The sequence below is a fragment of the Acidimicrobiia bacterium genome (genome assembly GCA_036271555.1).
Classification (GTDB): Bacteria; Actinomycetota; Acidimicrobiia; order IMCC26256; family PALSA-610; genus DATBAK01.
Map to the genome: position 1 here is coordinate 1 of DATBAK010000040.1, position 21,661 is coordinate 21,661.

Sequence of the window (21,661 nt, forward strand, 5' to 3'; positions counted from 1 at the left end):
GGGTGCGCCGACTATGCGGATCGGTTGTGTGTCCAAATGGACGAACTCCGACCGCTCCGGCGCACAATGAGGTCGTGGGAAAGTCGTTGGACGCCGAGCGTGACGTATTCGTTGAGGGTGAGCGGCCGCCGCCGATCAAAACCGTCGTCGGCTGGCGGATCGAGCGCACCCTCGGATTCATCTGGATCGGCGTCGCGGTCGCCAGCATCCAGCAGCTCGTCGCGGGACAGGTGACGGTCGGACTCATCGGGCTGGCGATCGACCTTGCTTTCGCGGCGTTGTGGGTGTCCGTGGTCATCCGATGGGCGAAACCTGACCGGGCATAGCGGGCAGACCGGGCGCACCGCCTGGGTCCCCGGTTATAGCGCTCTTGCTTTGACTTTGACCTGACCGGATCCCAGCCACGAACCGAACGGCAACATACGGAGCGTTAGAGGCGCTCGATGATGGTGACGTTGGCTTGGCCGCCGCCCTCGCACATGGTCTGCAGGCCGTAGCGGCCGCCGGTGCGCTCGAGCTCCGCGAGCAGCGTGGTCATCAGCCGCGCGCCGGTCGCGCCCAACGGGTGTCCCAGCGCGATCGCGCCGCCGTTCACGTTCAGCTTCGCGGGGTCGTAGCCGACCTCTCGCTCCCACGCGAGCACGACCGACGCGAACGCCTCGTTGATCTCGACCAGGTCGATCTCGTCGAGGCTCATGCCGGAGCGCGCCAGCGCGTGCGCGGTCGCGGGGATCGGTGCCGTGAGCATCCAGATCGGATCGGCACCGCGCACCGAAAGATGGTGAATGCGCGCCCGCGGCTTCAATCCGTGCGCCTTCACGGCGGCCTCGGACGCGATCAAGAGCGCGGCCGACGCGTCGGAGATCTGGCTCGACACCGCGGCGGTCAAGCGGCCGCCGTCGACCAGCGTCTTCAACTTCTGCATCCGCTCGATCGACGTGTCGCGCCGCACGCCCTCGTCGGCGGCGACGCCGTCCAAGGCGACGATCTCGCGATCGAAGCGACCCTCGTCCTGCGCCTGCGCGGCGCGCCGATGACTCTCGAGCGCGAACGCCTCCATGTCGTCGCGCGTGACGTTCCATTTCTCCGCGATCATCTCGGCGGCGCGGAACTGCGACACCTCCTGCGTGCCGTAGCGCGCTTCCCAACCCTTCGATCCGACGAACGGGTTCTCGAAGCCGAGCGGCTCGGCCGCGGTCATCGCGGAGCTGATCGGGATCATGCTCATGTTCTGCACGCCGCCCGCGACGACGAGGTCGGACGTTCCGCTCATCACCGCCTGCGCCGCGAAGTGCACGGCCTGCTGACTCGATCCGCATTGGCGGTCGACGGTCGTGCCCGGCACCTCGTCGGGCAGTCCCGCCGCGAGCCAGCACGTGCGCGCGATGTCGCCCGCTTGCGGGCCGATCGTGTCGACGCAGCCGAACACGACGTCGTCGACGGCGGCCGGGTCGATGCCGGTGCGCTCGACCAGCGCGCGGATCGAGTGCGCGCCGAGATCGGCGGGGTGCACGCCGGCCAGCCCGCCGCCCCGCCGTCCGACCGGCGAGCGCACGGCGTCGACGATGTAGGCCTCGGTCATCGCATTGCTCCCGTCGTGAGGGGGATCACAGGATCGCGCGTCCGATGCGGGCCCGGTGCCAGGCGGCGTCGCCCCACGTCGCGGCCAGGGCCCACGTGCGCTTCATGAACAGGTGGAGGTCGTACTCGGTCGTGTAGCCGATCGCGCCGTGGCACTGCAGCGCGACCCGAGCCGCGAGCGTCGCCGCGTCAGAAGCGGATGCCTTCGCGAGCGACACCGCGACCGCGCGGTCGGCATCGTCGTTCGCGATCGTCGACGCGGCGCGGTAGGCGAGTGGGCGCGCGAACTCCAGCGCGAGCCGCGCGTTCGCGAGGTGGTGCTTCACGGCTTGGAACGTGCCGATCGCCACGCCGAACTGCTTGCGTGCCGACGCGTACTCGACGGTCATCGTGATCATGCGGTCCGCGAGACCGTTGAGCTGCGCGGCGGTGCCGAGCGCGGCGCGGTCGAACGCGAGGTCGACCTCCGACTCGTCGTGCTGCGGTGCGCCGCTCGGAACCGCGCCCGCGACTTCGAGCTCGAACAGCCGGCGCGCGCCGTCGACCGAGTCGACCGCGCCGAGGACGAACGCTTCGCGTGGCGCGACGACGGTCTGCGACGAGCCCATCGCGACGATCACCGATGCCGTGTCGGCCCACACCGCGTGCGGCGAGAGCGCGTGCGTGGCCGCCGCGCTCGCGCCCGCCACGAGCTCGGCCGCGCGCTCGTCGCCGCGCGCCGCGAGCATCGGTGCGACGACGGCCGCGGTCTCGACGATCGGCTCGGGCAGCGCGCTCCGGCCGGTCTCCTCGAGCACGAGCACGAGGTCGATCTCGTCGAGGCCGAGCCCGCCCGCCGTCTCCGGCACGACGACACCGAGCACACCCATCTCGGTGAGCGCGTTCCACGCGGGCGCGCACCGACCGGTCGGAGACGTCCACGCCGCGCGCACCGCCGCCGGCGGACACTCCTTCGCGAGGAGGTCGCGCACCGCGTCGCGGAGCGCAAGCTGATCGTCGGAGAAGGAGAACTGCACGGCGGTTCCGACTACTTCCGTGGGAGGCCGAGCACGCGCTCGGCGACGACGTTGCGCTGGATCTCGTTCGTTCCCGCGTAGATCGGGCCCGACAGCGAGAACTCGTAGCCCTTCATCCACGCCGCGAACTCGCCGCCGACGAGCTCCGCGTGCGGGCCGAGCAGCGCGAGCGCGGTCTCGTGGAGGCGCACGTCGAGCTCCGACCAGAACAGCTTCACGAGGCTCGACTCCGCGCCCGGACGCTCGCCCGCGACCAACCGGGTGACGGTCCAGAACGTCTGCCAGCGGTACGCCTGCGCGTCCATCCACGCGCGTGTCACGCGATCCTGCAGCTGCGGATCGGCGTCGGCGTCCTCGGCGACGCGACGCGCGAGGTCGATCAGGCGGTCGGCCGCGGCCATGAAGCGGCCCGGCGCTCGCAAGGTGAGCCCGCGCTCCGAACCGGTCGTCGCCATCGCGACACTCCACCCGCGACCGACCTCGCCGAGCACGTCGGCGTCGGGCACGAACGCGTCGTCGAAGAACACCTCCGCGAATCCGTCGTCGCCGTCGAGTCGCTCGACCGGTCGCACGGTCACACCGTCGGCGCGCAGGTCGACGAGCAGGTAGGTGAGGCCGTCGTGACGGGGTGCGTCGGGATCGGTGCGGAAGAGTCCGAAGAGCCGGTCGCAGAACGCGCCGCGCGTCGTCCACGTCTTCTGCCCGCGCAGCCGCCACCCGCCGGCGGCGTCGTCGCGGATCGCACGCGACGAGATGCCCGCGAGGTCGCTGCCCGCGTTCGGTTCCGACCAGCCCTGGCACCACGCCTCTTCGCCCGACGCCATCTTCGGCAGGATCCGGTCCTGCTGCTCCTGCGTGCCGAGCTCGAACAGCGTCGGTGCGAGCAGGAAGATGCCGTTCTGCGTGACGCGCTGCGGCGCGCCGGCCCGCGCGTACTCCTCCTCGAAGATCAGCCACTCCCAGAGGCTCGCCTCGCGACCGCCGTATTCGCGCGGCCAGGACACGACCGCCCAGCGCGCGTCGAACAGCGTCCGTTCCCACTCGCGGTGGAGCGCGAAGCCCTCGGGCGTGTCGCCCGACGGGAGCGCGGTGCGGGGCACGTGGGCCTCGAGCCAGTCCCGGCACTCGGCCCGAAAGGCCGTCTCGGCGGGGGAGAAGGTCAGGTCCATGGCCGGGGGCAATCTAGTCGGACCGGGCCGGAACCCTCGTGGCCGGAATCGTCGGACCAATGGCATTGCTGCCATCACGGGGAACCCGCAGACTGACCCGGTGACCTCGATGGCCCGGCGCGTCGTCTTCGTGACGTATCCGCGCATCACCGCGCTCGATCTCGTCGGGCCGCACGAGGTGTTCACGGCCGCGGCGCAGGTCGCGCGGCACCTCGGCACCGAGCCCGACGCCTACGCGACGACGGTCGCGGCCGCGAATGCGGGGCCGGTCGCCACGAGCCGCGGGCCGGCGATCGTCGCCGACCGCGCGCTCGCGTCGATCCGCGGCGCGATCGACACGCTGGTCGTCGTCGGCGGCGAAGGTGCCGACGACGCCGCGGAGGACATGCGTCTCGTCGACTGGGTGCGCCGGACCGCGCCGCGCTGTCGGCGCGTCGCCTCGGTGTGCACGGGTGCGTTCGTGCTCGCGGCCGCGGGTCTGCTCGACGACCACCGTGCGACGACGCACTGGAACTCGTGTCACCGGCTCGCGCGCGACTTTCCGCGCGTGCGGGTCGAGGCCGACCCGATCTTCGTCGAGGACGGCAACGTCTTCACGTCGGCCGGCGTGACCGCGGGCATGGACCTCGCGCTCGCGCTCGTCGAAGCCGACCTCGGCCGAGAGGTCGCGCTGCTCACCGCGCGCCACCTCGTCCTGTTCGTGCAGCGGTCGGGCGGGCAGGCGCAGTTCAGCGCGCAGCTCGGTGCCCAGCTCGCGGCGCGCGACCCGCTGCGTGAGCTGCAGCGCGCGATCGCCGAGCATCCCGACGGCGACTACCGCGTCGAGCAGCTCGCGGAGCGGGTGTCGATGAGCCCGCGCAACTTCGCGCGCGTGTTCCGCACCGAGGTCGGCTGCTCGCCGGCCGCGTACGTCGAGCGTGCGCGACTCGAAGTCGCACGACGCATGCTCGAGACCACTGCGCTGCCGGTCGACGGTGTCGCCCGCGCCGCCGGCTTCGGCACCGTCGACACCATGCGCCGCGCCTTCGCCCGCCGCGTCGGCGCGTCGCCGACCGAGTACCGAGACCGTTTCCGTCCCGCTCGTGCCCGCACCGCCTGAAGAGGAGCCACTCATGGACATCGTCTGCTACGTGTTCGAAGGCATCACCGCGCTCGACATCGTGGGCCCCTACGAGGTGCTCGCGCGCCTGCCCGGCGCAACGACCCGCTTCGTCGGTGAGAAGGCGGGACCGGTGCGCACCGACAACCAGATCCTCGGCCTCGTCGCCGACATCGCGCGCGCCGACGTCACGAGTGCCGACATCCTCGTGATGCCGGGCGGCTTCGCGACGCGCAAGCTCGAGCACGACGCCGCGTTGCTCGAATGGATCCGTGCGATCGACGCGACATCGACGTGGACGACGTCGGTGTGCACTGGCTCGATGCTGCTCGCCGCGGCCGGGCTGCTCCAGGGCAAGCGTGCGACGACGCACTGGTCGTCGCTCGAACGGCTGCGCGAGTACGGCGCCGAGCCGACGAGCGAACGGGTCGTGGAGCAGGGCAAGTACGTGACCGCGGCGGGCGTGTCGTCCGGCATCGACATGGCGCTCACGCTGATGGGCCGGATCGCCGGTCCCGAGATCGCGCAGGCGATCCAACTGTCGATCGAGTACGACCCGCAACCGCCGTTCGACGCGGGCTCGGTGCAGAAGGCGCCGGCCGCGGTCGTGGAGCTCGTCACCGCCGTGATGGAGCAGCGCCAGCGCGAGGTGATGGGCTCGCGGTAGCGCGCGCTCGCCGCGCTGTGATCTGATCGGCGGATGGCGATCGATGTCGTGCTGTTGGGTACCGGTAACCCGTTGCCGGATCGCGACCGCGCGGGCGCGGCGACGCTCGTGCGCGCCGCGGGGAAGACGATCCTCGTCGACGCGGGACGCGGCGTGTGCATGCGGCTCGCCGGCGCGGGCGTCGTGCCCGTGTTGCTCGACGCGGTGTTCGTGACACACCTGCACAGCGACCACATCTGCGATCTCAACGACGTCGTCACGACGCATTGGGTGATGAGTCAGGTGCCGCGCACGTTGCCGATCTACGGCCCACCGCGGATGGGCGAGGTGATGACGGGTCTCCGCGCGATGTTGGCGCCCGACGTCGAGTACCGCCTCGCGCACCACGCCGACCTCACGTGGGAACCGCAGTTCGACGTGCACGAGCTCGAGCCCGGCATCGTGTTCGACGACGCGGGCCTGCGCATCGTCGCGGCGCGCACCGATCACCGTCCGGTCGAGCCGACGTTGGGTTACCGCTTCGAGTACGACGGCAAGGCCGCGGTGCTCGCGGGCGACACGTTGCCCTGCGACGGGCTCGACGAGCTCTGCCGCGATGCCGACGTCTACGTGCAGACCGTGCTGCGCGACGACCTCGTCCGGCGCGTGCCGTTGCCGCGTTTCGTCGACACGATCGACTACCACTCGACGGTCGTGCAGGCCGCGCAGACCGCGCAGCGGTGCAACGTGAAGACGCTCGTGCTCACGCACCAGGTGCCGACGCCGGCGGCCGACACTGCGGAGGAATGGGTCGCGATCGCGGGCGAGCACTTCGACGGCGAGATCGTGTTCGGCGAGGATCTGACGACCGTCTCGGTGTGATCGGTCGCGCTCGCGGGTGCTCGCGGCTCCGTGACCCGGGCTGCGAGTTCGGTCGGGCCGCCCTGCTCACTCCGCTCGCTGCTCAGTCGCTCTCGGCGGCCGCGGTGAAGTGGGGGATGAGCGCGCTCCAGCCGCTCGTGTTGGCCTCGCGGTAGGCGAGTCCCTCGGCGCCGAGCCGCTCCCATCCGGTCTGCGCGATGTCGAGCCGGGTCGTGCCGTCGCCGACGTCGACGAACGTGAGCTCGACGTCGGTCGCCTCGTCGGGCCCGCGTCCGATGTGCCACCGGTAGCCGAGCACGCGCGGCGGCTCCCAGCGCGTGATGCGACCCCACTCGATCTCGGTGCCTTCGGGCGTGCGCTCGTAGATGCGACCGTCGACGCGCGGCTCGATGGTCACACGCGTGTCGGGATCACCGGATGTCGAGTGCCCCTTCGGCCACCACGCCGCGGTGCGCGTCGTCCACACCTCGAACGCGTGGTCGGCGGAGCAGCGGATCGGAAAGCTGAGGCGCAGCGGCTCGATCATCGGGTGCGCTTCGCGCGCGTCGCGGTCGTCGACTTCGACTTCGGTGCCGTGTTCTCGGCCATGAGCCGAAAGCGCGTCACGACATCGCCCCACACATCGGTCAGATACTGCGCGACCGCGTCGACGCCGTCGCCGTGCAGCCGGTAGATGCGGCGCGTGCCGTGTGCCTCCTCGACCACGAGCCCGGCCTCCTTCAGCAGTCGCAGGTGGCGCGACACCGCGGGCCGGCTGATCGGCAGCGCGTCGGCGAGCTCCTGAACCGAGCGTTCGTGCGCGCCGAGCAGCTCGACGATCGCACGCCGGTTCGGATCACCGAGCGCCTCGAACGCATCGCCCGCGGGCGCGACCGCCGGCATCAGACCGCTCGCATCCGGTTGTTGCGCGGGTTGTGCTCGACCTCCGCGAGCGCGAGCTCTTCGAGCACCGGCGAGCCGTCGCCACTCATGCGGGTTCGGCCTCCGTCGCTCGAAGCACACGGCGAGCGGTCGTCCGGGGGCTGCCCACTGCGCCGGCCTGCGCCTGGCCACTCACTTGGCACCGGGGAAGTAATGGCCGACTTCGGTCGCGCTGCTCGCGGCAGGCGGTGCTTCGCAACGCTCGGCGATCGCGCTCGTGAACTCCTTGAACGCCGCGGTCGAACCGAGCGGGTTGCTGCCGTCGGGTGTGTCGACGATCGCGACGTGCACGAAGCTCACGCCGTCCTCGAGCCGGAAGCTCGTGTAGCGCAGGCCCTCGGGTTGGGTGGCCTTGAGCTCCTGGAAGACCTTCTCGATGAGCGCCTGGTTCTCGTCGCCCCGGTCGGGCTTCGTGCGGTAGCGCACGACGGTCACGGACATGCTCGGCTCCTTCGGTAACGGTTCCGTTACCGTAACACGTCGGCTACCCAGCCGCGGCCGTGCGCCAGACGGAGACGTGACTGCGGCTCTCGCCGGTGAACGGTGCGCGGTGCCAGTCGCTCCAGCGCGCTTCGAGCGTGAGTCCCGCGAGCTGGGCCATGAGGTCGAGCTCTGCGGGCCACACGTAGCGATGGGGCGACGAGAACTGGCGCAGCTCGCCGTCGATCGTCCACGCGTGATGCGAGATCGCGATCTGGCGATCGAAGTCGTACTCCTCGTAGCCGAGGTGCTCGTCGGTGTGGTCGAACACGTAGGTCGTCTCGCCGGGCGGGAGGCGACGGAGCTCGGGCACGTAGTTCTCGATCACGAAGCGTCCGCCGGGAGCCAGGTGCGCGGCGGCGTTGCGGAAGCACGCGACCTGCTCGTCCTGCGTCGTCAGGTTCGTGATCGTGTTGCGCACGAGATACACGAGCGTGAACGGGCCGTCGACGCGCGTCGTCGCGAAGTCGCCGATCGTCACGGCGACATCGTCGCCACCCGGTTGCGCGCGCAGCACGTCGACCATCGGTTGCGACAGCTCGATGCCGTCGACGCGGATCCCACGCGCGCTCAGAGGGAGCGTGATGCGACCGGTGCCGGCGCCGAGCTCGAGCGCGGGGCCCGCTCCGGCGAGGTCGGCGAGCGCCTCGACGGCCGCGTCGAGGATGTCGGGATCGAGCAGGTGCGGCCAGAGCCGGTTGTAATGACGCGCCGCCCACTCGTCGAAATGAGTCTCGGCCATTCGGCGAGCAGTCTCGCGAGCGCCTGCGACGGCGGCTCGCCAATTTCGACTCGGTCCGGCGCGCGCGACCGCCGACTTATTTCGTCACGATCACGGCGGAGCCGTGGCCGAACAGACCCTGGTTCACGGAGAGGCCGACCTTGGCGCCGTCGACCTGCCGATCGCCGGCCTCGCCGCGCACCTGCCACGTGAGCTCGCACACCTGCGCGATCGCCTGCGCGGGCACCGCCTCGCCGAACGACGCGAGCCCGCCGCTCGCGTTCACCGGGATGCGGCCGCCGATCGCGGTGTCGCCCGCGCGCAGCAGCTTCTCGGCCTCGCCGGGATCGCACAGCCCGATGTGCTCGTACCAGTCGAGCTCGAGCGCGGTCGAGAGGTCGTACACCTCGGCGAGGTCGAGGTCGCCGGGGCCGACGCCGGCCTCTTCGTACGCGTGCGGTGTGATCGAGTCCTTGAACCCGGTCGTCGGCGCAGCATCGAAGCCGACCGCGGAGTCGGTCGCGAAGTTCGGCAGCTCGATCACCGGGTTCGGATAGCTCGGCGTCACCGTCGACAGTCCGACGATGCGCGCGGGTGACGCGTGTCCGTGCGCGCGTGCGTACTCCATGCTCGACACGACGATCGCCGCCGCGCCGTCGCTCGTCGCGCAGATGTCGAGCAGTCGCAGCGGGTCGGCGACGATCGGCGAGGTGCGCACCGCGTCGATGTCGACGACATCGCGGTAGCGCGCGTTCGGATTCGCAGCGCCGTGCTTGCTGTTCTTCGCCTTCACCATCGCGAAGTCGTCGGAGGTCGCGCCGTACAGATCCATGCGCCGGCGCGCGTAGAGGCCGAAGTACGTCGGGTTGGTGGCGCCGAGCAGACGGAACCGCAACCAGTCGGGATCGTCGCCCCGCTCGCCGGCGTTCGGCGCGAGGAAACCCTTGGGCGTGGTGTCGGCTCCGACGACCAACGCGACGTCGCAGAAGCCGGCGAGGATCTGCGCGCGTGCCGTCGCGAGCGCGGTGACGCCCGACGCGCACGCGGCGTACGACGACGCGACCTGCGCGCCCTGCCAGCCGAGCGCCTGCGCGAACGTCGCGCCCGACACGTAGCCGGGATAGCCGTTGCGCATGGTGTCGGCGCCGGACACGAACTGGATGTCGCGCCAGTCGACGCCCGCATCGGCGAGCGCGGCGCGCGCGGCGACGATGCCGTACTCCACGAAGTTGCGACCCCACTTGCCCCACGGATGCATGCCGACACCGAGGACGGCGACCTGCCGATCGGAGCTCATGGTCGCGCTCGCCCTGCTCGCGGGCTCATCCACTCATGATTCATGCGACCGGCGCCCATTGCCACACCACGTACTCGTGGTCGTCGTCCGAGTAGAGCGGGCCGAGCACGAGCTCCACTTCCATCCCGACGCGCAGCTGCTCCGGATCGGCGCCCGTCGCGAGCGGGCCGAGCACGATCATCTGCTCCTGTTCGAGCTCGACCGCGAGCACGGTGTACGGCTCGAAGGGGTCGGCGGCGACGTACGGCGCCGGCGGCTTGTAGTGGTTCGTCGTGTACGACCACACGCGACCGCGCCGCGAGAGCGCCACGTCTTCGCGTTCCTCGAACGGCGCCGCGGGATTCGCGGAGGTCGCGACGGCCTTCGGGAAGAAGTAGCTGCCGCTGTCGACGCCGCGCGCGCCGATCAACGCGGGCGCGGCTTCGTCCATCGTGAACCAGCCGTCGACCGCGGGTACCCGGGTCCTCGTCATGCGCCTGCACCTTCCAGCCGTTGCAGCACCGCTTCGGCCTCCGACACGATACGGGCGATGAGCTCGGCCACCGGCGGGAGGTCGTCGATCACGCCCACGACCTGCCCGCTCGACATCACGCCGAGATCCGTGCGCCCGTCGACCATCGCCGCCTTCAAGAGCATCGGCGTGTTCGCAGCCATCACGATCTGGCTCCACGAGAGTCCCTGGTTCTTGCGCATCGCGAGGCCTTCGGTCGCGAGCGCGCGCCACGAAGTGCCCGAGAGCTTCTTGAACGCGAGCGCGTTCTTCAGTGCGCGCGGCACGCTCGTGGCGCGCCCCCCGTGCTCGAGATGCTCGACGAACTCGGTGCGCAGCACGCGGTGCGGCACCCCGTCGACCTGCGTGGTGACGACCGTGTCGGTGACCGCGCGCTCCAAGTACGCGCGCTTCACGATGTCGGGAACGGTGCTCTCCTGCGTGAGGAGGAAGCGCGTACCCATCGCGACACCGCTCGCGCCGTACGCGAGCGCGGCGACCAGGCCGCGCCCGTCGAAGAAGCCGCCCGCCGCGATCACCGGCAGGTCGACCGCGTCGACGACCTGGGGGAGGAGCAACGTCGTGGGTACCGCGCCCGTGTGCCCGCCGCCCTCGCCGCCCTGCACGATCACCGCGTCGACGCCCCACTCCGCGACCTTCTCCGCGTGACGGCGTGCGCCGATCGACGGGACGACGACGAGGCCGTGATCCTTGAGCTTCTTGATCTGGTCGCGTCCGGGCGCGAGCGCGAACGACGCGACCTTCACGCCCTCCGTGATGAGGAGGTCGATGCGATCGCCCGCGTCCGGCGCGTCGGAGCGGAGGTTCACGCCGAACGGGCGGTCCGTACGTTCCTTCACCGCACGGATCGCGTCGCGCAGCTGGTCGAGCGTCATCGTCGCCGACGCGAGGATGCCGAGGCCGCCCGCCGCGCTCGTTGCCGAGGTGAGGCGCGCGCCGGCGACCCAACCCATGCCGGTCTGCACGATCGGGACGTCGGTACCGAAGAGCTGCGTCGCGCGCGTGCGCAACGCGGCGCTCGTCATGGCGTCACGAGGGGACTTCGCGCTCGCCCAAACCGAGCGGGTCGATCTCCTCGCGGATCAGGCGCAGCTCCTCGTCGGTCGGCAGGCGCGTCGTTTCGACCGACGACGGAGTCGCGAGCTCGAAGCCGGTTGCGGCGACGACGTCGTCGACCGTCACGCCCGGGTGCGTCGACACGAGCCGCATCGTGTGGTCCGGCGTCTCGAAGTCGAACACGCCGAGGTTGCTCACGACGCGCGGGAGGCGATGGAAGCGCGCCGCGGTCTCGCCGAGCTCGGCCGCGCGGTCGTAGCCGACCCCGCTCACGACGTCGACGTGCTCGACGAACACCTTCGGGGAGTGCTTCGGTATCCAGTAGCTCGTGCGATTGTTGATCGTGTTGCCCGGCGTGCCTCGGAACCCGAGCAGCTGCGCGGTCGGCCGGTCGGCCGGACCGATGTACGCGATGTTCTGGTTGCCGAATCGGTCGAGTTGCGTCGCGCCCATCAGGATGTGGCGCGGTCCGTTGAACACGACGTCGAACATCTTCCGGTACGGGTTCCAGCCCGACACGACCTTGGGCGGGTCGTCGACACCGAGCGGGAGGATGTTCTCGACGAGCATCGCCTCGCCGTCGGTCATCACGAGCAGCGGTTCGAACGTCGCCTTCGCGAGGCGGCCACCGATCGTGGGAATCGTGCCGATCGGGTTGGCGAGGATCTCGCCGTCGCCGCGCCACGCCTCCGCGCACGCGACCGCGCAGATCTCGGCCCGAGTCGCGGGTCCGGTCCGCGTCGTGTCCGTGCTCATGCGGCGTCGCCCTCGCTCGATCGAGACCAGGCATCGGCGCGGAGGCTCCGGCGCCGCTCGGGCTGTGCCTGGCTGCTCACGGCTTCACCGCGCGCTGGTAGTCGGCCTCGCTCACGTCGAGATACTTCGCCCGGAACGCGTCCCATGCATCCTCGGACTTCGCCGTCGCCGCGTACTCGCGCTGGAACGCCTCGTCGCGGTCGTAGTCGGGGAGGCACGACGTGAAGTGCGCGCCGCCCGGTGTCTCGGCGACGCCGTCGACCATGAGCCGATTGATCTGCAACGACTGCGCGGGGCCTTCCTTCAAGAAGTCGTCCGTGTCGACGATCTTCTCGACGGAGAGGAACCGGCGCTTGGCTGCGAGGCAGTAGAGGTCGTCGAAGTACGGGTCGATGCCGAGGTACTGGCCGGTGCCACCGCGGTCGCCGCGGTTCATGTGCACGAGCGCGACGTCGAGCTCGAGCGCGGGCATCGCGACGAGCTCCTCACCGTCGTCGTAGGGCGACTTCACCGTGCGGATGTCGGCGCCGAGTCGGAGGACATCGGTCCCGAGCCCGGCGCGCGTCGGCAGGAACGGCACCCGCCACGCCGCGGCCTGGAGCCCCAGCAGGAACATGCCTTCGTCGAGCTCGGTGGTCGTGACCTCGCCGGCCTGCCGCGCGGCGCGGAAGTGCGGCTCGAGCGGGATCGAGTCGAGCGACACGAACGAGTACACGACCTTGCGCACCTTGCCCGCGCGACAGAGCAGTCCGACATCGGGTCCGCCGTAGGTGACGAGCGTGAGGTCGCGCACCGGCGAGCGCAGCAGCGCGCGCACGAGCGCCATCGGCTTGCGACGCGAGCCCCAGCCGCCGATGCCGATCGTCATGCCGTCTCGGATCTCGCCGACGATCTCGTCGATCGTCATCCGCTTGTCCGGCGTCACGCGCGACCTCGTCGAAGAACGCTCGTCGAAGAACGGATCTGACGGTGCGTCAGAAGCCGGCTCAACGTAGGCTGCCGCCGCCCACGGGCGCCACTTGCGCGAACAAAGGAACTCCTCGGTGCCGAGCGCGGAGAGGGAAGCACCGGTCCCGCTGCCGGGACGGGTCGTCGTCGTCACCGGCGGGTGCCGCGGCGTCGGGTCGGGCATCTCGGCGCGCTTTCTCGAAGCCGGTGCCGAGGTGGTCGTGTGCTGCCGGCACGAGCCCGAGTCGTTGCCGCGTGTGGGCGCGCGCAGTGCGTCCTTCGTCGCCGCCGACGTGCGCGATCCCGAGCAGATCGACGCGGTGATCGCGGCGACGCTCGATCGCCACGGCCGCTTCGACGTGTTGGTGAACAACGCCGGCGGCTCGCCGCCGGCCGACACCGCGACCTCGTCGCCCCGTTTCTCCGAGGCGATCATCGCGTTGAACCTCACCGCGCCCCTCGTGTTCTCGCAGCGCGCGTTCGCGGTGATGAAGGACCAGCCCGACGGCGGCGTGATCGTGAACATCGCGAGCGTCAGCGGCATCCGGCCCTCGCCGCAGTCGGCTGCGTACGGCGCCGCGAAGGCCGGCTTGCTCAACCTCACGACGACGATGGCCGTCGACTTCGCGCCCACCGTGCGCGTGAACGCGGTCACCGCCGGACTCGTGGTGACCGAGCAGGCGCACCTCTTCTACGGCGACGACGACGGCATCGCGTCGGTCGGCGCGTCGATCCCGATCGGCCGCATGGCCGAGCCGGTCGACATCGCCGACGTGTGCATTTTCCTCGCGTCGCCGCTCGCCGCGTACGTCACGGGCGCGAACGTCGTGGTGCACGGCGGGGGCGAGAAGCCCGCGTACATGGCCGCGGCGCGCAACACGAGCTCGAGCGGCGAGCGAGCGCGGCCATCCGAGTCGGAGGGTGCGTCGTGAGCGGTCGGCTCGAGGGACGCGTCGCGCTGATCACCGGCGCGGCGTCGGGCATCGGTGCGGCAGTGGTGCAGCGATTCTCCGAGGAAGGCGCGACCGTCGTCGGGCTCGACCTGAACGCGGTGCCGCAGTCGGAGTGGTCGGCTCGGGGCGGGGCGCGATTCGTCGCCGCCGACGTGCGCGACGAGGACGCAGTGCGCGCCGCGGTGTCGTCCGTACTCCAGGAGCACGAGCAGCTCGACATCTGCGTGAACGTTGCGGGCGTCGAGAGCTTCGGCACCGCGCTCGACATCGACCGCGCCGAGTGGGAGCGCGTCATCGGTGTGAACCTCACCGGCACGTTCCTCGTGTGCAAGCACGTGCTGCCGGTCATGGTCGCGGCGAAGCGCGGGAGCATCGTGAACTTCTCGAGCGTCGAAGGGCTCGAGGCGATCCAGAGCCAACCCGCGTACAGCGCGTCGAAGGGCGGCGTCGTGCTGCTCACGCGCAACCTCGCGATCGACTTCGGCGGCGCGGGCGTGCGCGTGAACTGCGTCTGCCCCGGACTCGTACGCACGCCGATGACCGAGGCGTTGTTCGACGACGGCATCGCGGAGATCCGTGACCGCTTCATCGCGCAGCACATGCTCGGACGGCCCGGTCGTCCCGAGGAGATCGCGGCGGCCGCGCTGTTCCTCGCGTCCGACGACGCGTCATTCGTCACCGGGCACGCACTCGTGGTCGACGGCGGCTTCTCCGCGGGTCGACGACTCGTGCCGCCCGGCGATTCCGTCTAGCGCGCGGTCGGCGTCAACGTCGTCCGGGGGAGCTCGAGCTTCGCGGTCATCGTGACGCTCCCGCCGAGTCGCGGCTGCGCGTAGGCCACCGTTGTCGCGACGATCTGCAGGATCAGCGAGCCCGCGGGCTTCGTCGTGAACGCGACCATCTCGAGCACGGCGTTGGACGAATGCGTCTTGCCGTCGAGCACGATCGAGACGGGCGTGATCTGGTTGCCGAGCACGAGCCCCGTCGTCGGGTCGACGAGCTGCGCGAACACGCGCATCGGTCGGACCCCGGTCGCGGTGCCGTGGTACGTGAGGTGCAGCACCGGCCGTCCGGCGATCACGGCTGCGGTCGCGCCCGTCGGCACCGTGACGTTCACGGCATTCGTCGCCTTGCTCGGCGTGATCGGACCGACGAGGTTGCCGAGCAGCCCGCCCGTGCCCGCGGGCACGACCGCAGGCCCCGCGCCGCCGCCGGTGACGAGGCTCAACGTGCCCGAGCCGCTCGCCGCGATCGCGGTGCCGTCCTTCAACGGCCAGCTCGGCGCGGAGTAGGTCGCGCCGTTCTGGTCGACGGTTTGGAAGCCGGGTCCGGTGGCGACCGCCGAGTCGCGCTTCACGTAGTGCGCGAGCCAGTCGAGCTGACGCTGCTCGACCTGCTGCTGGTCGCCGGGGTTCGTGAGGCACACACCGTGGCCGCCACAGAACCAGATCATCGCGGTGGGCACGTCGTGCGCGCGCAGGATCTCGTAGTTCTGCACGGCCTCGTCGAGCGTGAAGAGCGTGTCGACGGTGCCCTGCACGAACAGCGTGGGCACGTGGATCTTCGCGACGAGGTTTCCTGGGCCGCGCTGCGCGAACCACTCGCGGTCGGTCTTGGGAATCACGCCGGTCGCGAGCGACGACGTCTGCGCGGCGCTGATGTGCTCGTCGAGTTGATGACCGGCCGCCGCGCCGTAGAGGAACGTGCCCCATCCGGTCTTCGGCGTGAGCGACTTGTCGAGGCTGGTCGTCAACGAGTTCCACGCCCACGACGGCACGATCGCGTCGACGCGGCAGTCGATCGCCGCCGTCGTCAGCTGGATGCCGCCGCCGTAGGACGCGCCGACCATGCCGACGCGCGGATCGCGCGGGCCGTCGAGCTGCACGCCGGGTTGCGTCGCGACCCAGTCGAGGAGCCGCTCGACGTCACGCGCTTCGAAGTCGGCGCTGTCGACCTCGATCGTGCCGGTCGACACGCCGAACCCGCGCGGGTCCCAGGTGAGGACGTTGTAGCCCGCGTCGCGCAGGTCCTTGATCGTCATGAAGCCCTGCGCGCCCGACGTCTGCGTGTCGGTCGAGCCGCCGGAGCCCCAGCCCGGGCCCATGAGTACGGTCGGCGCGCCCTTCGCGGGCGGGTTCGCGATCGGGAACCAGTGCAGCCGGATGCGGGCGCCGTCGAACGAGGTCAGCGTGTGGTCGCTCGCGACGTTCGGCACCGCGGCGACCTGCACCGGACCGGTCGCCGGCGGCGTGCAGCCCGCGACCGTTGTGGTCGGGGGCTTCGTCGTGGTGGTGGCGCCCGGCGCGGTCGTGTGCTTCGTGCTCGAGCAGGCAGCCGTGAGCGTGATCAGTGCAATGGCGCCGGCGGCGACTCGTTTCGACATCGGCGCATCTCATCACAGTTCGCTGGTCGGGCGGGCGCGTTGGTCGGTGCGGAGGTATGCCGGGATCGCGACGGTCCCGCCGGTGTGCGCACCGTCGGGCTCGGGCGCGCCTGCGTGGAGCCACAGCGGCACGACTCCGCCCCACACCGGCAGGGCGAGATCCTCGGCGTCGTCGACCGGCGGACCGCGGCGGATCTTCGCCGACGCCTCGCGCAACGGCAGCCGCAGCACGCTCGTCTTCCGCACCTCGACCGGCTCGGGTGGCCGACAGTCGGCCGCGCGCCCCTCGATGATGTGGTCGACGAACGCGTTCAGCGCCGCCGCCTTCGCGGCGGGGTCCTTCTCCTCGACCGCGCGGCCGAGCACGACGACCGACCGGTAGTTGATCGAGTGATGGAAGGCCGAGCGCGCGAGCACGAAGCCGTCGATCAACGTCACCGTGACGCAAACGTCGATGCCCCCCGCGAGCGTCCGCAACATCCGGGAAGCGGGGGAGCCGTGCAGATACAGCACGTCGTCGATGCGTCCGTACGTCGTCGGGATCACGTACGGGCGCCCGTCGCTCCCGGTGAAGCCGACGTGACACACGAAGCCCTCGTCGAGGATCGCGGTGACCTGCTCCCAGCTCGACGCGTCGCGTTCGGGCAGTCGCCGGACCCGCGTGCTCTCGCTCGGTGTGATCGGACCCTGGTTCATCGTCGCCCTCGTATTTGTTACACTACAAAATGATGTCTGTACGGGAACTGTATCAACTCAAGGTTTCATCGGCCGCGGAGTTGAGCGGCGGGGTCGAGCGGCTGGTGGCAAGCGGGCGGCTGCCTGCGGCGACTCGACTGCCGACGGTGCGCGAGCTCGCCGCCACGCTCGGTCTCTCACCGACGACGGTCGCCGCCTCCTACCGGTCGCTCGCGCAGCGGGGGGTCGTACGTGGCGACGGCCGGCGGGGCACGTTCGTCGCCGCCGGCCCGCCGCTGCCGGTGGCCACCGACCGCCCGTTGCCCGCGGGCGTGCTCGACCTCCGCTTCGGCAACCCGGACGGCGCGCTGATGCCGTCGTTGCGCCCGCACCTCCGCCGCCTCGCCGACGTCACGAAGAGCTACGGCGAGCCCGCGACGCTGCCCGACCTCGACGCGGCCGCGTGCGCGCAGCTGCGCGCCGACGGCATCCCGGCCGATCGAGTCGTGGCCCTGAGCGGCGCGCTCGACGGCGTGGAGCGGGTCCTGCTCGCGTGGCTGCGACCCGGCGATCGCGTCGCGGTCGAGGACCCCGGCTTCCCGCGCGTGTTCGACCTGCTGGCCGCGCTCGGACTCACCGCGGTTCCGTTCGCGGTCGACGCGCGCGGTCCGGTGCCGGAGTCGTTGCGCGCCGCGCTCGCGAGTGGTGTCGACGCGTGCGTCGTGACGCCGCGCGCGCAGAACCCGACCGGTGCCGCGCTCGACGCGGCGCGCGCGCGAAGGCTGCGGACGCTGCTGCGCGCGCACCCCGAGGTCCTCGTCGTGGAGGACGACCACGCGGGCCCGGTGGCCGGCGCGCCTGCGCAGACGCTCGTCACGGCGAAGCGCGCGCGCTGGGCCGTCGTGCGGTCGGTGTCCAAGTCGCTCGGCCCGGACCTGCGAGTCGCACTCGTCGCCGGCGACGCGACCACGCTCGGGCGCGTCGAAGGGCGATTGCGACTCGGGCCGGGCTGGGTGAGCCATCTCCTGCAGCGGCTCGTGGTCGATCTGTGGGCCGACGCCGCCGTGACCGCGCAGCTCGCGCGCGCCACCACGATCTACCGCGCCCGCCGGACCGCGCTGGTCGACGCGCTCGGGATGCACGGCATCGAGGTGGAGACGCCGTCGGGACTGAACGTCTGGGTGCCCGTGCCCGACGAAGTGTCCGCGCTGCGGGGGCTGGAGGACGCGGGCTACGCGGTCGCGCCCGGCGCGCGCTTCCGCCTCGCGAGCCCGCCCGCGGTGCGGGTCACGGTTGCGGCGCTGCCCGAGCGTCGTGCGTCCCACGTTGCCCGCGCCCTCGCGACCGCGTGCGCGCCCGCGCGCAACCGCACCGCGGCGTCCTGACTGGCGGGTGAACCTGAGGCGTCAGGAGCGGCGAGCGGAGCGAGCACGACCGGAAAGCACAATCACGGGTGTTGGCTGCTCACGGAGACGATCTCGCCGGTCATGTACGACGAGTATTCGCTCGCGAGGAACACGATCACGTTCGCGACCTCCCACGGCTCGGCCGCGCGGCCGAACGCCTCGCGCGTCGTGAGGTCGGCGAGGACCTCGTCGGAGGTCACCTTCGACAGGAACGGGTGCATCGCGAGGCTCGGCGCGACCGCGTTCACGCGCACGCCGTGCGGCGCGGCCTCGATCGCCGCGCAGCGCGTGAGCGCCATCACGCCCGCCTTCGCCGCCGCGTAGTGCGACTGGCCCTCCTGCGCGCGCCAGCCGATGACCGACGCGTTGTTCACGATCACGCCCGCGCCGACCGCCGTCATCACCCGCAGTGCAGCGCGCGTCATGCGCATCGTCCCCGTGAGTGTCACGTCGAGCACGTTCGTCCATTGCTCGTCGGTCATGTCGACGAGCTTGGCCGTGCCGCCGAGCCCGGCGTTGTTCACGAGCACGTCGAGCCGGCCGTGCGAGTCGACGACCGCGGCGATCGTGCGCTGCACGTCGTCCTCGCTGCGAACGTCGCCGACGACCGCGACCGGCCGCTCGCCCATGAGCTCCGCGAGCGCGTCGGCCGACTCGCCGAGCCGACGTTCGTGGACGTCGCTGATCGCGACCCGCGCGCCTTCTTCGACGCAGCGCTTCGCGGTCGCGAAGCCGATGCCCGTGCCCGCGGCCGCGGTCACGAGCACGGTCTTTCCCTCGAGCAGGCGGTGGGCGGTCGGGTAGTCGGGTGCCGTCACGCGGTGACCTTCGGTTCGGGCGGCAGGCCGAGGGCCCGCTCGCCGATGATGTTGCGCTGGATCTGGTCGGAGCCGCCGTAGATCGTGTCGGCGCGCGACCAGAGGAAGAGGCGCGCGAACGCGGTCGCATCCGACGCCGGCGCGTCCGGCGACGCGTCGGCCACGAGTGCGTCGCTGCCGAGCGAGTCGATCGCGAGCTCGCCGAGCCGCTGGTGTACGCCGGCCCAGTAGAGCTTGTGGATCGCGGTCTCGCGCGACACGGTGCCGTGCTCCATTGCGCTGAGGCTGCGCAGCGCGTGGAAGCGCATGACGCGCAACGCGATCCACGCCTCGGCGACGCGCTGGCGAAACGCAGCGTCGGCGAGCAGACCGCGCCCGCGCGCGACGTCGATGAGCGCGTGGAGCTCGTTCTCGAACGTCAGCTGCTGCCCGAGCGTCGACGCGCCGCGCTCGAACGCGAGCGTGCCCATCGCGACGCGCCAGCCGCCGTCGACCTCGCCGACGATGTTCTCGACGCTCGTGCGCGCCTCGGTGAAGAACACCTCGTTGAACTCCGCGCCGCCGGTGATCTGGCGGATCGGACGGATGTCGATCCCGGGCTGGTCCATCGGCACGAGCAGGTACGACACGCCGCGGTGCCGCGGCGCGTCGCGATTCGTGCGGCACACGACGAAGCACCACTGCGCCCAGTGCGCGAGCGACGTCCACACCTTCTGCCCGCTCACGACCCACTCGTTGCCGTCGCGCTCGGCGCGCGTCTGCACGTTCGCGAGATCCGACCCTGCGTTCGGTTCGGAGTAGCCCTGGCACCAGATCTCGGTGCCGTCGAGGATGCCGGGCAGGAAGCGGCGCTTCTGCTCGTCGGTGCCGAAGTGCACGATCGTCGGACCGAGCAGTCCCTCGCCGACGATGCCGACGCGACCGGGACCACCGGCGCGCGCGTACTCCTCGTAGAACACGACCTGCTCGAGCAGGCTCGCTTCGCGGCCGCCGTACTGCTTCGGCCACGAGAGTCCGATCCATCCGCCGGCGCCGAGCTCGCGCTCCCACTCGCGCCGCTCCTCGACGCACGCGTCCTCGTCGCCGGGACCGCCGCGTCCGCGCACGCCCGCGAACGGACCGTCGAGACGTTCGGTCAACCACTCGCGCGCCTCGGCACGGAAGGCCTCGTGCTCGGCGCCGAAACGCAGGTCCAAGGTCACGGCTCCCGGAAAGTCGGCGGCGATGACGCTACCCGGCGGGCGCGCGACGGACCGTAGGCTGCGGCTCCGCAGTCGAGCGGGGAGCGACAGATGGACGTCGACGGGATCGCAGTCGTCACCGGCGCGAGCCGGGGGATCGGTCGCGCGGTCGCGCTCGAGCTCGCGGCGCGCGGGTTCGACACGATCGCGACGATGCGCGACACGAGCGCGGGCGCCGGGCTCGCCGAGGCGGCGCAGGGCCGGTTGCGCGTCGAACGGCTCGACGTCACCGACGGCGACGCGATCGCGATGCCCGACGGCCTCCGGGTCGTCGTGAACAACGCGGGTGTCGAGAGCGAGAACCTGCCCGTCGAGGTCATGCCGCTCGACTTCTGGCGCAAGCTGTTCGAGACGAACGTGATCGGGCTCGTCGCGGTCACGCGCGCCGCGATCCCGAAGTTGCGCGCCGCGGGTGGCGGGGTGATCTGCAACGTCACGTCGTCCTCACTGCTCGCGCCGGTTCCGTATCTCGGCGCGTACCGCGCCAGCAAGGCGGCGGTGAGCGCGATCGGCGAGTCGCTGCAGGCGGAGGTCGCGCAGTTCGGCATCCGCGTCGTCGAGATCATGCCCGGGCCCATCATCACCGAGATGCTCGAGGCGTCGGATCGCCCCGCGCCCGCGATCGAGCACGAGCTCTACCGCGCGCAGGCCGAGAAGATGTGGGAGAGCCGCCAGACGATCCGCGGTGCGTACACGCCCGCGGAGGAAGCGGCGCGGCGAATCGCCGACGCGATCCTCGACGACCACGGCCCGCTGCGCTACGGGTGCGACGACATGAGCGAGGGCATGCTCACCGGTTGGCGGTCGGTCGCGTCGGACGACGACTGGCTGCGTCCGATGCTCGCGGCGTTCGGCGCGTGATCCGTTGATCACGGGCCTCGCGCACACCGCGTTGCGCGTCGCCGACGTCGACACCGCGGTCGAGTGGTACCGCGAGGTGCTCGGGCTCACGATCCTCTCGCCGCCGTACACGATGGACGGCGACGACATCACGCGCGACATGGGCGCGCTCGTGCCCGTGCCGGTTGTCGTGCGCGCCGCGATCGTCGGTGTCGAAGGCGACGACGACCGCGTGATCGAGGTGATCGAGTACCCGTCGGTC

26 protein-coding genes are annotated in these 21,661 nt (G+C 71.2%); 9 read left to right on the plus strand and 17 right to left on the minus strand.

Annotation, left to right across the window (positions count from 1 at the left end):
* The coding region (locus VH914_10910) for a hypothetical protein (protein HEX4491707.1) at window positions 1-326 on the plus strand (326 nt) is incomplete at its 5' end.
* Window positions 327-430: 104 nt separating this feature from the next.
* Here the strand turns inward: VH914_10910 and VH914_10915 are convergent.
* From VH914_10915 to VH914_10925, 3 genes are read right to left on the minus strand one after another with little or no spacing between them, the layout of a single operon-like run.
* Window positions 431-1,582, minus strand: a complete 1,152-nt coding sequence (locus VH914_10915; protein ID HEX4491708.1) for an acetyl-CoA C-acetyltransferase — start codon at window positions 1,580-1,582, stop codon at window positions 431-433.
* Window positions 1,583-1,607: 25 nt separating this feature from the next.
* Entirely contained in the window at window positions 1,608-2,597 is a 990-nt protein-coding gene (locus VH914_10920; protein HEX4491709.1) for an acyl-CoA dehydrogenase family protein, read from the minus strand.
* 11 nt (window positions 2,598-2,608) lie between these two features.
* Window positions 2,609-3,766 (minus strand): acyl-CoA dehydrogenase family protein, encoded by a 1,158-nt coding sequence (locus VH914_10925; GenBank protein HEX4491710.1) that lies wholly within the window; start codon window positions 3,764-3,766, stop codon window positions 2,609-2,611.
* Window positions 3,767-3,875: 109 nt separating this feature from the next.
* On the opposite strand from VH914_10925, the gene VH914_10930 reads away from it, so the two are divergent.
* The 3 genes from VH914_10930 to VH914_10940 are packed head-to-tail and all read left to right on the plus strand — an operon-like array spanning window position 3,876 to window position 6,393.
* Complete coding sequence (locus tag VH914_10930) at window positions 3,876-4,865, plus strand: GlxA family transcriptional regulator (GenBank protein HEX4491711.1); 990 nt, start codon at window positions 3,876-3,878, stop codon at window positions 4,863-4,865.
* 13 nt (window positions 4,866-4,878) lie between these two features.
* A complete protein-coding gene (locus tag VH914_10935) occupies window positions 4,879-5,532 on the plus strand; it encodes a DJ-1/PfpI family protein (GenBank protein ID HEX4491712.1) in 654 nt (217 codons plus the stop codon).
* A gap of 33 nt (window positions 5,533-5,565) precedes the next feature.
* Window positions 5,566-6,393, plus strand: a complete 828-nt coding sequence (locus tag VH914_10940; protein HEX4491713.1) for an MBL fold metallo-hydrolase — start codon at window positions 5,566-5,568, stop codon at window positions 6,391-6,393.
* Between the two features lie 82 nt (window positions 6,394-6,475).
* Here VH914_10940 and VH914_10945 read toward each other — a convergent pair whose 3' ends face one another.
* The 10 genes from VH914_10945 to VH914_10990 all read right to left on the minus strand — a co-directional run bounded on the left by VH914_10945 (window position 6,476) and on the right by VH914_10990 (window position 13,042).
* Window positions 6,476-6,919: an SRPBCC domain-containing protein gene (locus tag VH914_10945; GenBank protein HEX4491714.1), complete on the minus strand. Its 444-nt coding sequence runs from the start codon at window positions 6,917-6,919 to the stop codon at window positions 6,476-6,478.
* Window positions 6,916-7,275 (minus strand): metalloregulator ArsR/SmtB family transcription factor, encoded by a 360-nt coding sequence (locus VH914_10950; GenBank protein ID HEX4491715.1) that lies wholly within the window; start codon window positions 7,273-7,275, stop codon window positions 6,916-6,918. The genes VH914_10945 and VH914_10950 overlap by 4 nt, the downstream gene beginning before the upstream one ends.
* Window positions 7,275-7,457: a hypothetical protein gene (locus VH914_10955; protein HEX4491716.1), complete on the minus strand. Its 183-nt coding sequence runs from the start codon at window positions 7,455-7,457 to the stop codon at window positions 7,275-7,277. Before VH914_10955 ends, VH914_10950 begins: the two co-directional genes overlap by 1 nt.
* Window positions 7,447-7,755 carry a hypothetical protein gene (locus VH914_10960; GenBank protein ID HEX4491717.1) on the minus strand — a complete coding sequence of 103 codons (309 nt, stop codon included), beginning with the start codon at window positions 7,753-7,755 and terminating at the stop codon, window positions 7,447-7,449. The genes VH914_10955 and VH914_10960 overlap by 11 nt, the downstream gene beginning before the upstream one ends.
* Before the next feature lie 43 nt (window positions 7,756-7,798).
* Window positions 7,799-8,536 carry a class I SAM-dependent methyltransferase gene (locus VH914_10965; GenBank protein ID HEX4491718.1) on the minus strand — a complete coding sequence of 246 codons (738 nt, stop codon included), beginning with the start codon at window positions 8,534-8,536 and terminating at the stop codon, window positions 7,799-7,801.
* Between the two features lie 76 nt (window positions 8,537-8,612).
* A complete protein-coding gene (locus tag VH914_10970) occupies window positions 8,613-9,812 on the minus strand; it encodes a lipid-transfer protein (protein ID HEX4491719.1) in 1,200 nt (399 codons plus the stop codon).
* A gap of 40 nt (window positions 9,813-9,852) precedes the next feature.
* Window positions 9,853-10,284, minus strand: a complete 432-nt coding sequence (locus VH914_10975) for an OB-fold domain-containing protein (GenBank protein HEX4491720.1) — start codon at window positions 10,282-10,284, stop codon at window positions 9,853-9,855.
* Complete coding sequence (locus tag VH914_10980) at window positions 10,281-11,348, minus strand: nitronate monooxygenase (GenBank protein HEX4491721.1); 1,068 nt, start codon at window positions 11,346-11,348, stop codon at window positions 10,281-10,283. The genes VH914_10975 and VH914_10980 overlap by 4 nt, the downstream gene beginning before the upstream one ends.
* A 4-nt stretch (window positions 11,349-11,352) precedes the next feature.
* Complete coding sequence (locus VH914_10985) at window positions 11,353-12,135, minus strand: CoA-transferase (GenBank protein ID HEX4491722.1); 783 nt, start codon at window positions 12,133-12,135, stop codon at window positions 11,353-11,355.
* A 76-nt stretch (window positions 12,136-12,211) separates the two neighbouring features.
* Complete coding sequence (locus tag VH914_10990) at window positions 12,212-13,042, minus strand: CoA-transferase (protein ID HEX4491723.1); 831 nt, start codon at window positions 13,040-13,042, stop codon at window positions 12,212-12,214.
* A gap of 136 nt (window positions 13,043-13,178) precedes the next feature.
* Here VH914_10990 and VH914_10995 point away from each other — a divergent pair, with 136 nt between their 5' ends.
* Together VH914_10995 and VH914_11000 are read left to right on the plus strand one after the other, a co-directional pair.
* Window positions 13,179-14,015, plus strand: coding sequence for an SDR family oxidoreductase (locus VH914_10995; GenBank protein ID HEX4491724.1), 837 nt, complete (start codon window positions 13,179-13,181; stop codon window positions 14,013-14,015).
* The gene (locus VH914_11000; protein HEX4491725.1) at window positions 14,012-14,788 is read left to right on the plus strand and encodes an SDR family NAD(P)-dependent oxidoreductase; all 777 of its coding nucleotides are present in this window, start codon (window positions 14,012-14,014) and stop codon (window positions 14,786-14,788) included. Before VH914_10995 ends, VH914_11000 begins: the two co-directional genes overlap by 4 nt.
* Here VH914_11000 and VH914_11005 read toward each other — a convergent pair.
* Both VH914_11005 and VH914_11010 read right to left on the minus strand, forming a co-directional pair.
* Entirely contained in the window at window positions 14,785-16,419 is a 1,635-nt protein-coding gene (locus VH914_11005) for an alpha/beta fold hydrolase (GenBank protein HEX4491726.1), read from the minus strand. The genes VH914_11000 and VH914_11005 overlap by 4 nt on opposite strands.
* A 12-nt stretch (window positions 16,420-16,431) precedes the next feature.
* A complete protein-coding gene (locus VH914_11010) occupies window positions 16,432-17,115 on the minus strand; it encodes a pyridoxamine 5'-phosphate oxidase family protein (protein ID HEX4491727.1) in 684 nt (227 codons plus the stop codon).
* Between the two features lie 32 nt (window positions 17,116-17,147).
* Between VH914_11010 and VH914_11015 the strand changes: the two genes are divergently transcribed.
* The gene (locus VH914_11015; protein ID HEX4491728.1) at window positions 17,148-18,479 is read left to right on the plus strand and encodes an aminotransferase class I/II-fold pyridoxal phosphate-dependent enzyme; all 1,332 of its coding nucleotides are present in this window, start codon (window positions 17,148-17,150) and stop codon (window positions 18,477-18,479) included.
* Window positions 18,480-18,541: 62 nt separating this feature from the next.
* Here the strand turns inward: VH914_11015 and VH914_11020 are convergent, their stop codons facing one another.
* Together VH914_11020 and VH914_11025 are read right to left on the minus strand one after the other, a co-directional pair.
* The gene (locus VH914_11020) at window positions 18,542-19,318 is read right to left on the minus strand and encodes an SDR family oxidoreductase (GenBank protein HEX4491729.1); all 777 of its coding nucleotides are present in this window, start codon (window positions 19,316-19,318) and stop codon (window positions 18,542-18,544) included.
* Window positions 19,315-20,514 (minus strand): acyl-CoA dehydrogenase family protein, encoded by a 1,200-nt coding sequence (locus VH914_11025; protein ID HEX4491730.1) that lies wholly within the window; start codon window positions 20,512-20,514, stop codon window positions 19,315-19,317. Before VH914_11025 ends, VH914_11020 begins: the two co-directional genes overlap by 4 nt.
* 96 nt (window positions 20,515-20,610) lie before the next feature.
* Here VH914_11025 and VH914_11030 point away from each other — a divergent pair, with 96 nt between their 5' ends.
* Window positions 20,611-21,420: an SDR family NAD(P)-dependent oxidoreductase gene (locus tag VH914_11030; protein HEX4491731.1), complete on the plus strand. Its 810-nt coding sequence runs from the start codon at window positions 20,611-20,613 to the stop codon at window positions 21,418-21,420.
* Between the two features lie 4 nt (window positions 21,421-21,424).
* A partial coding sequence (locus VH914_11035; GenBank protein ID HEX4491732.1) for a VOC family protein occupies window positions 21,425-21,661 on the plus strand: 237 nt, incomplete at its 3' end.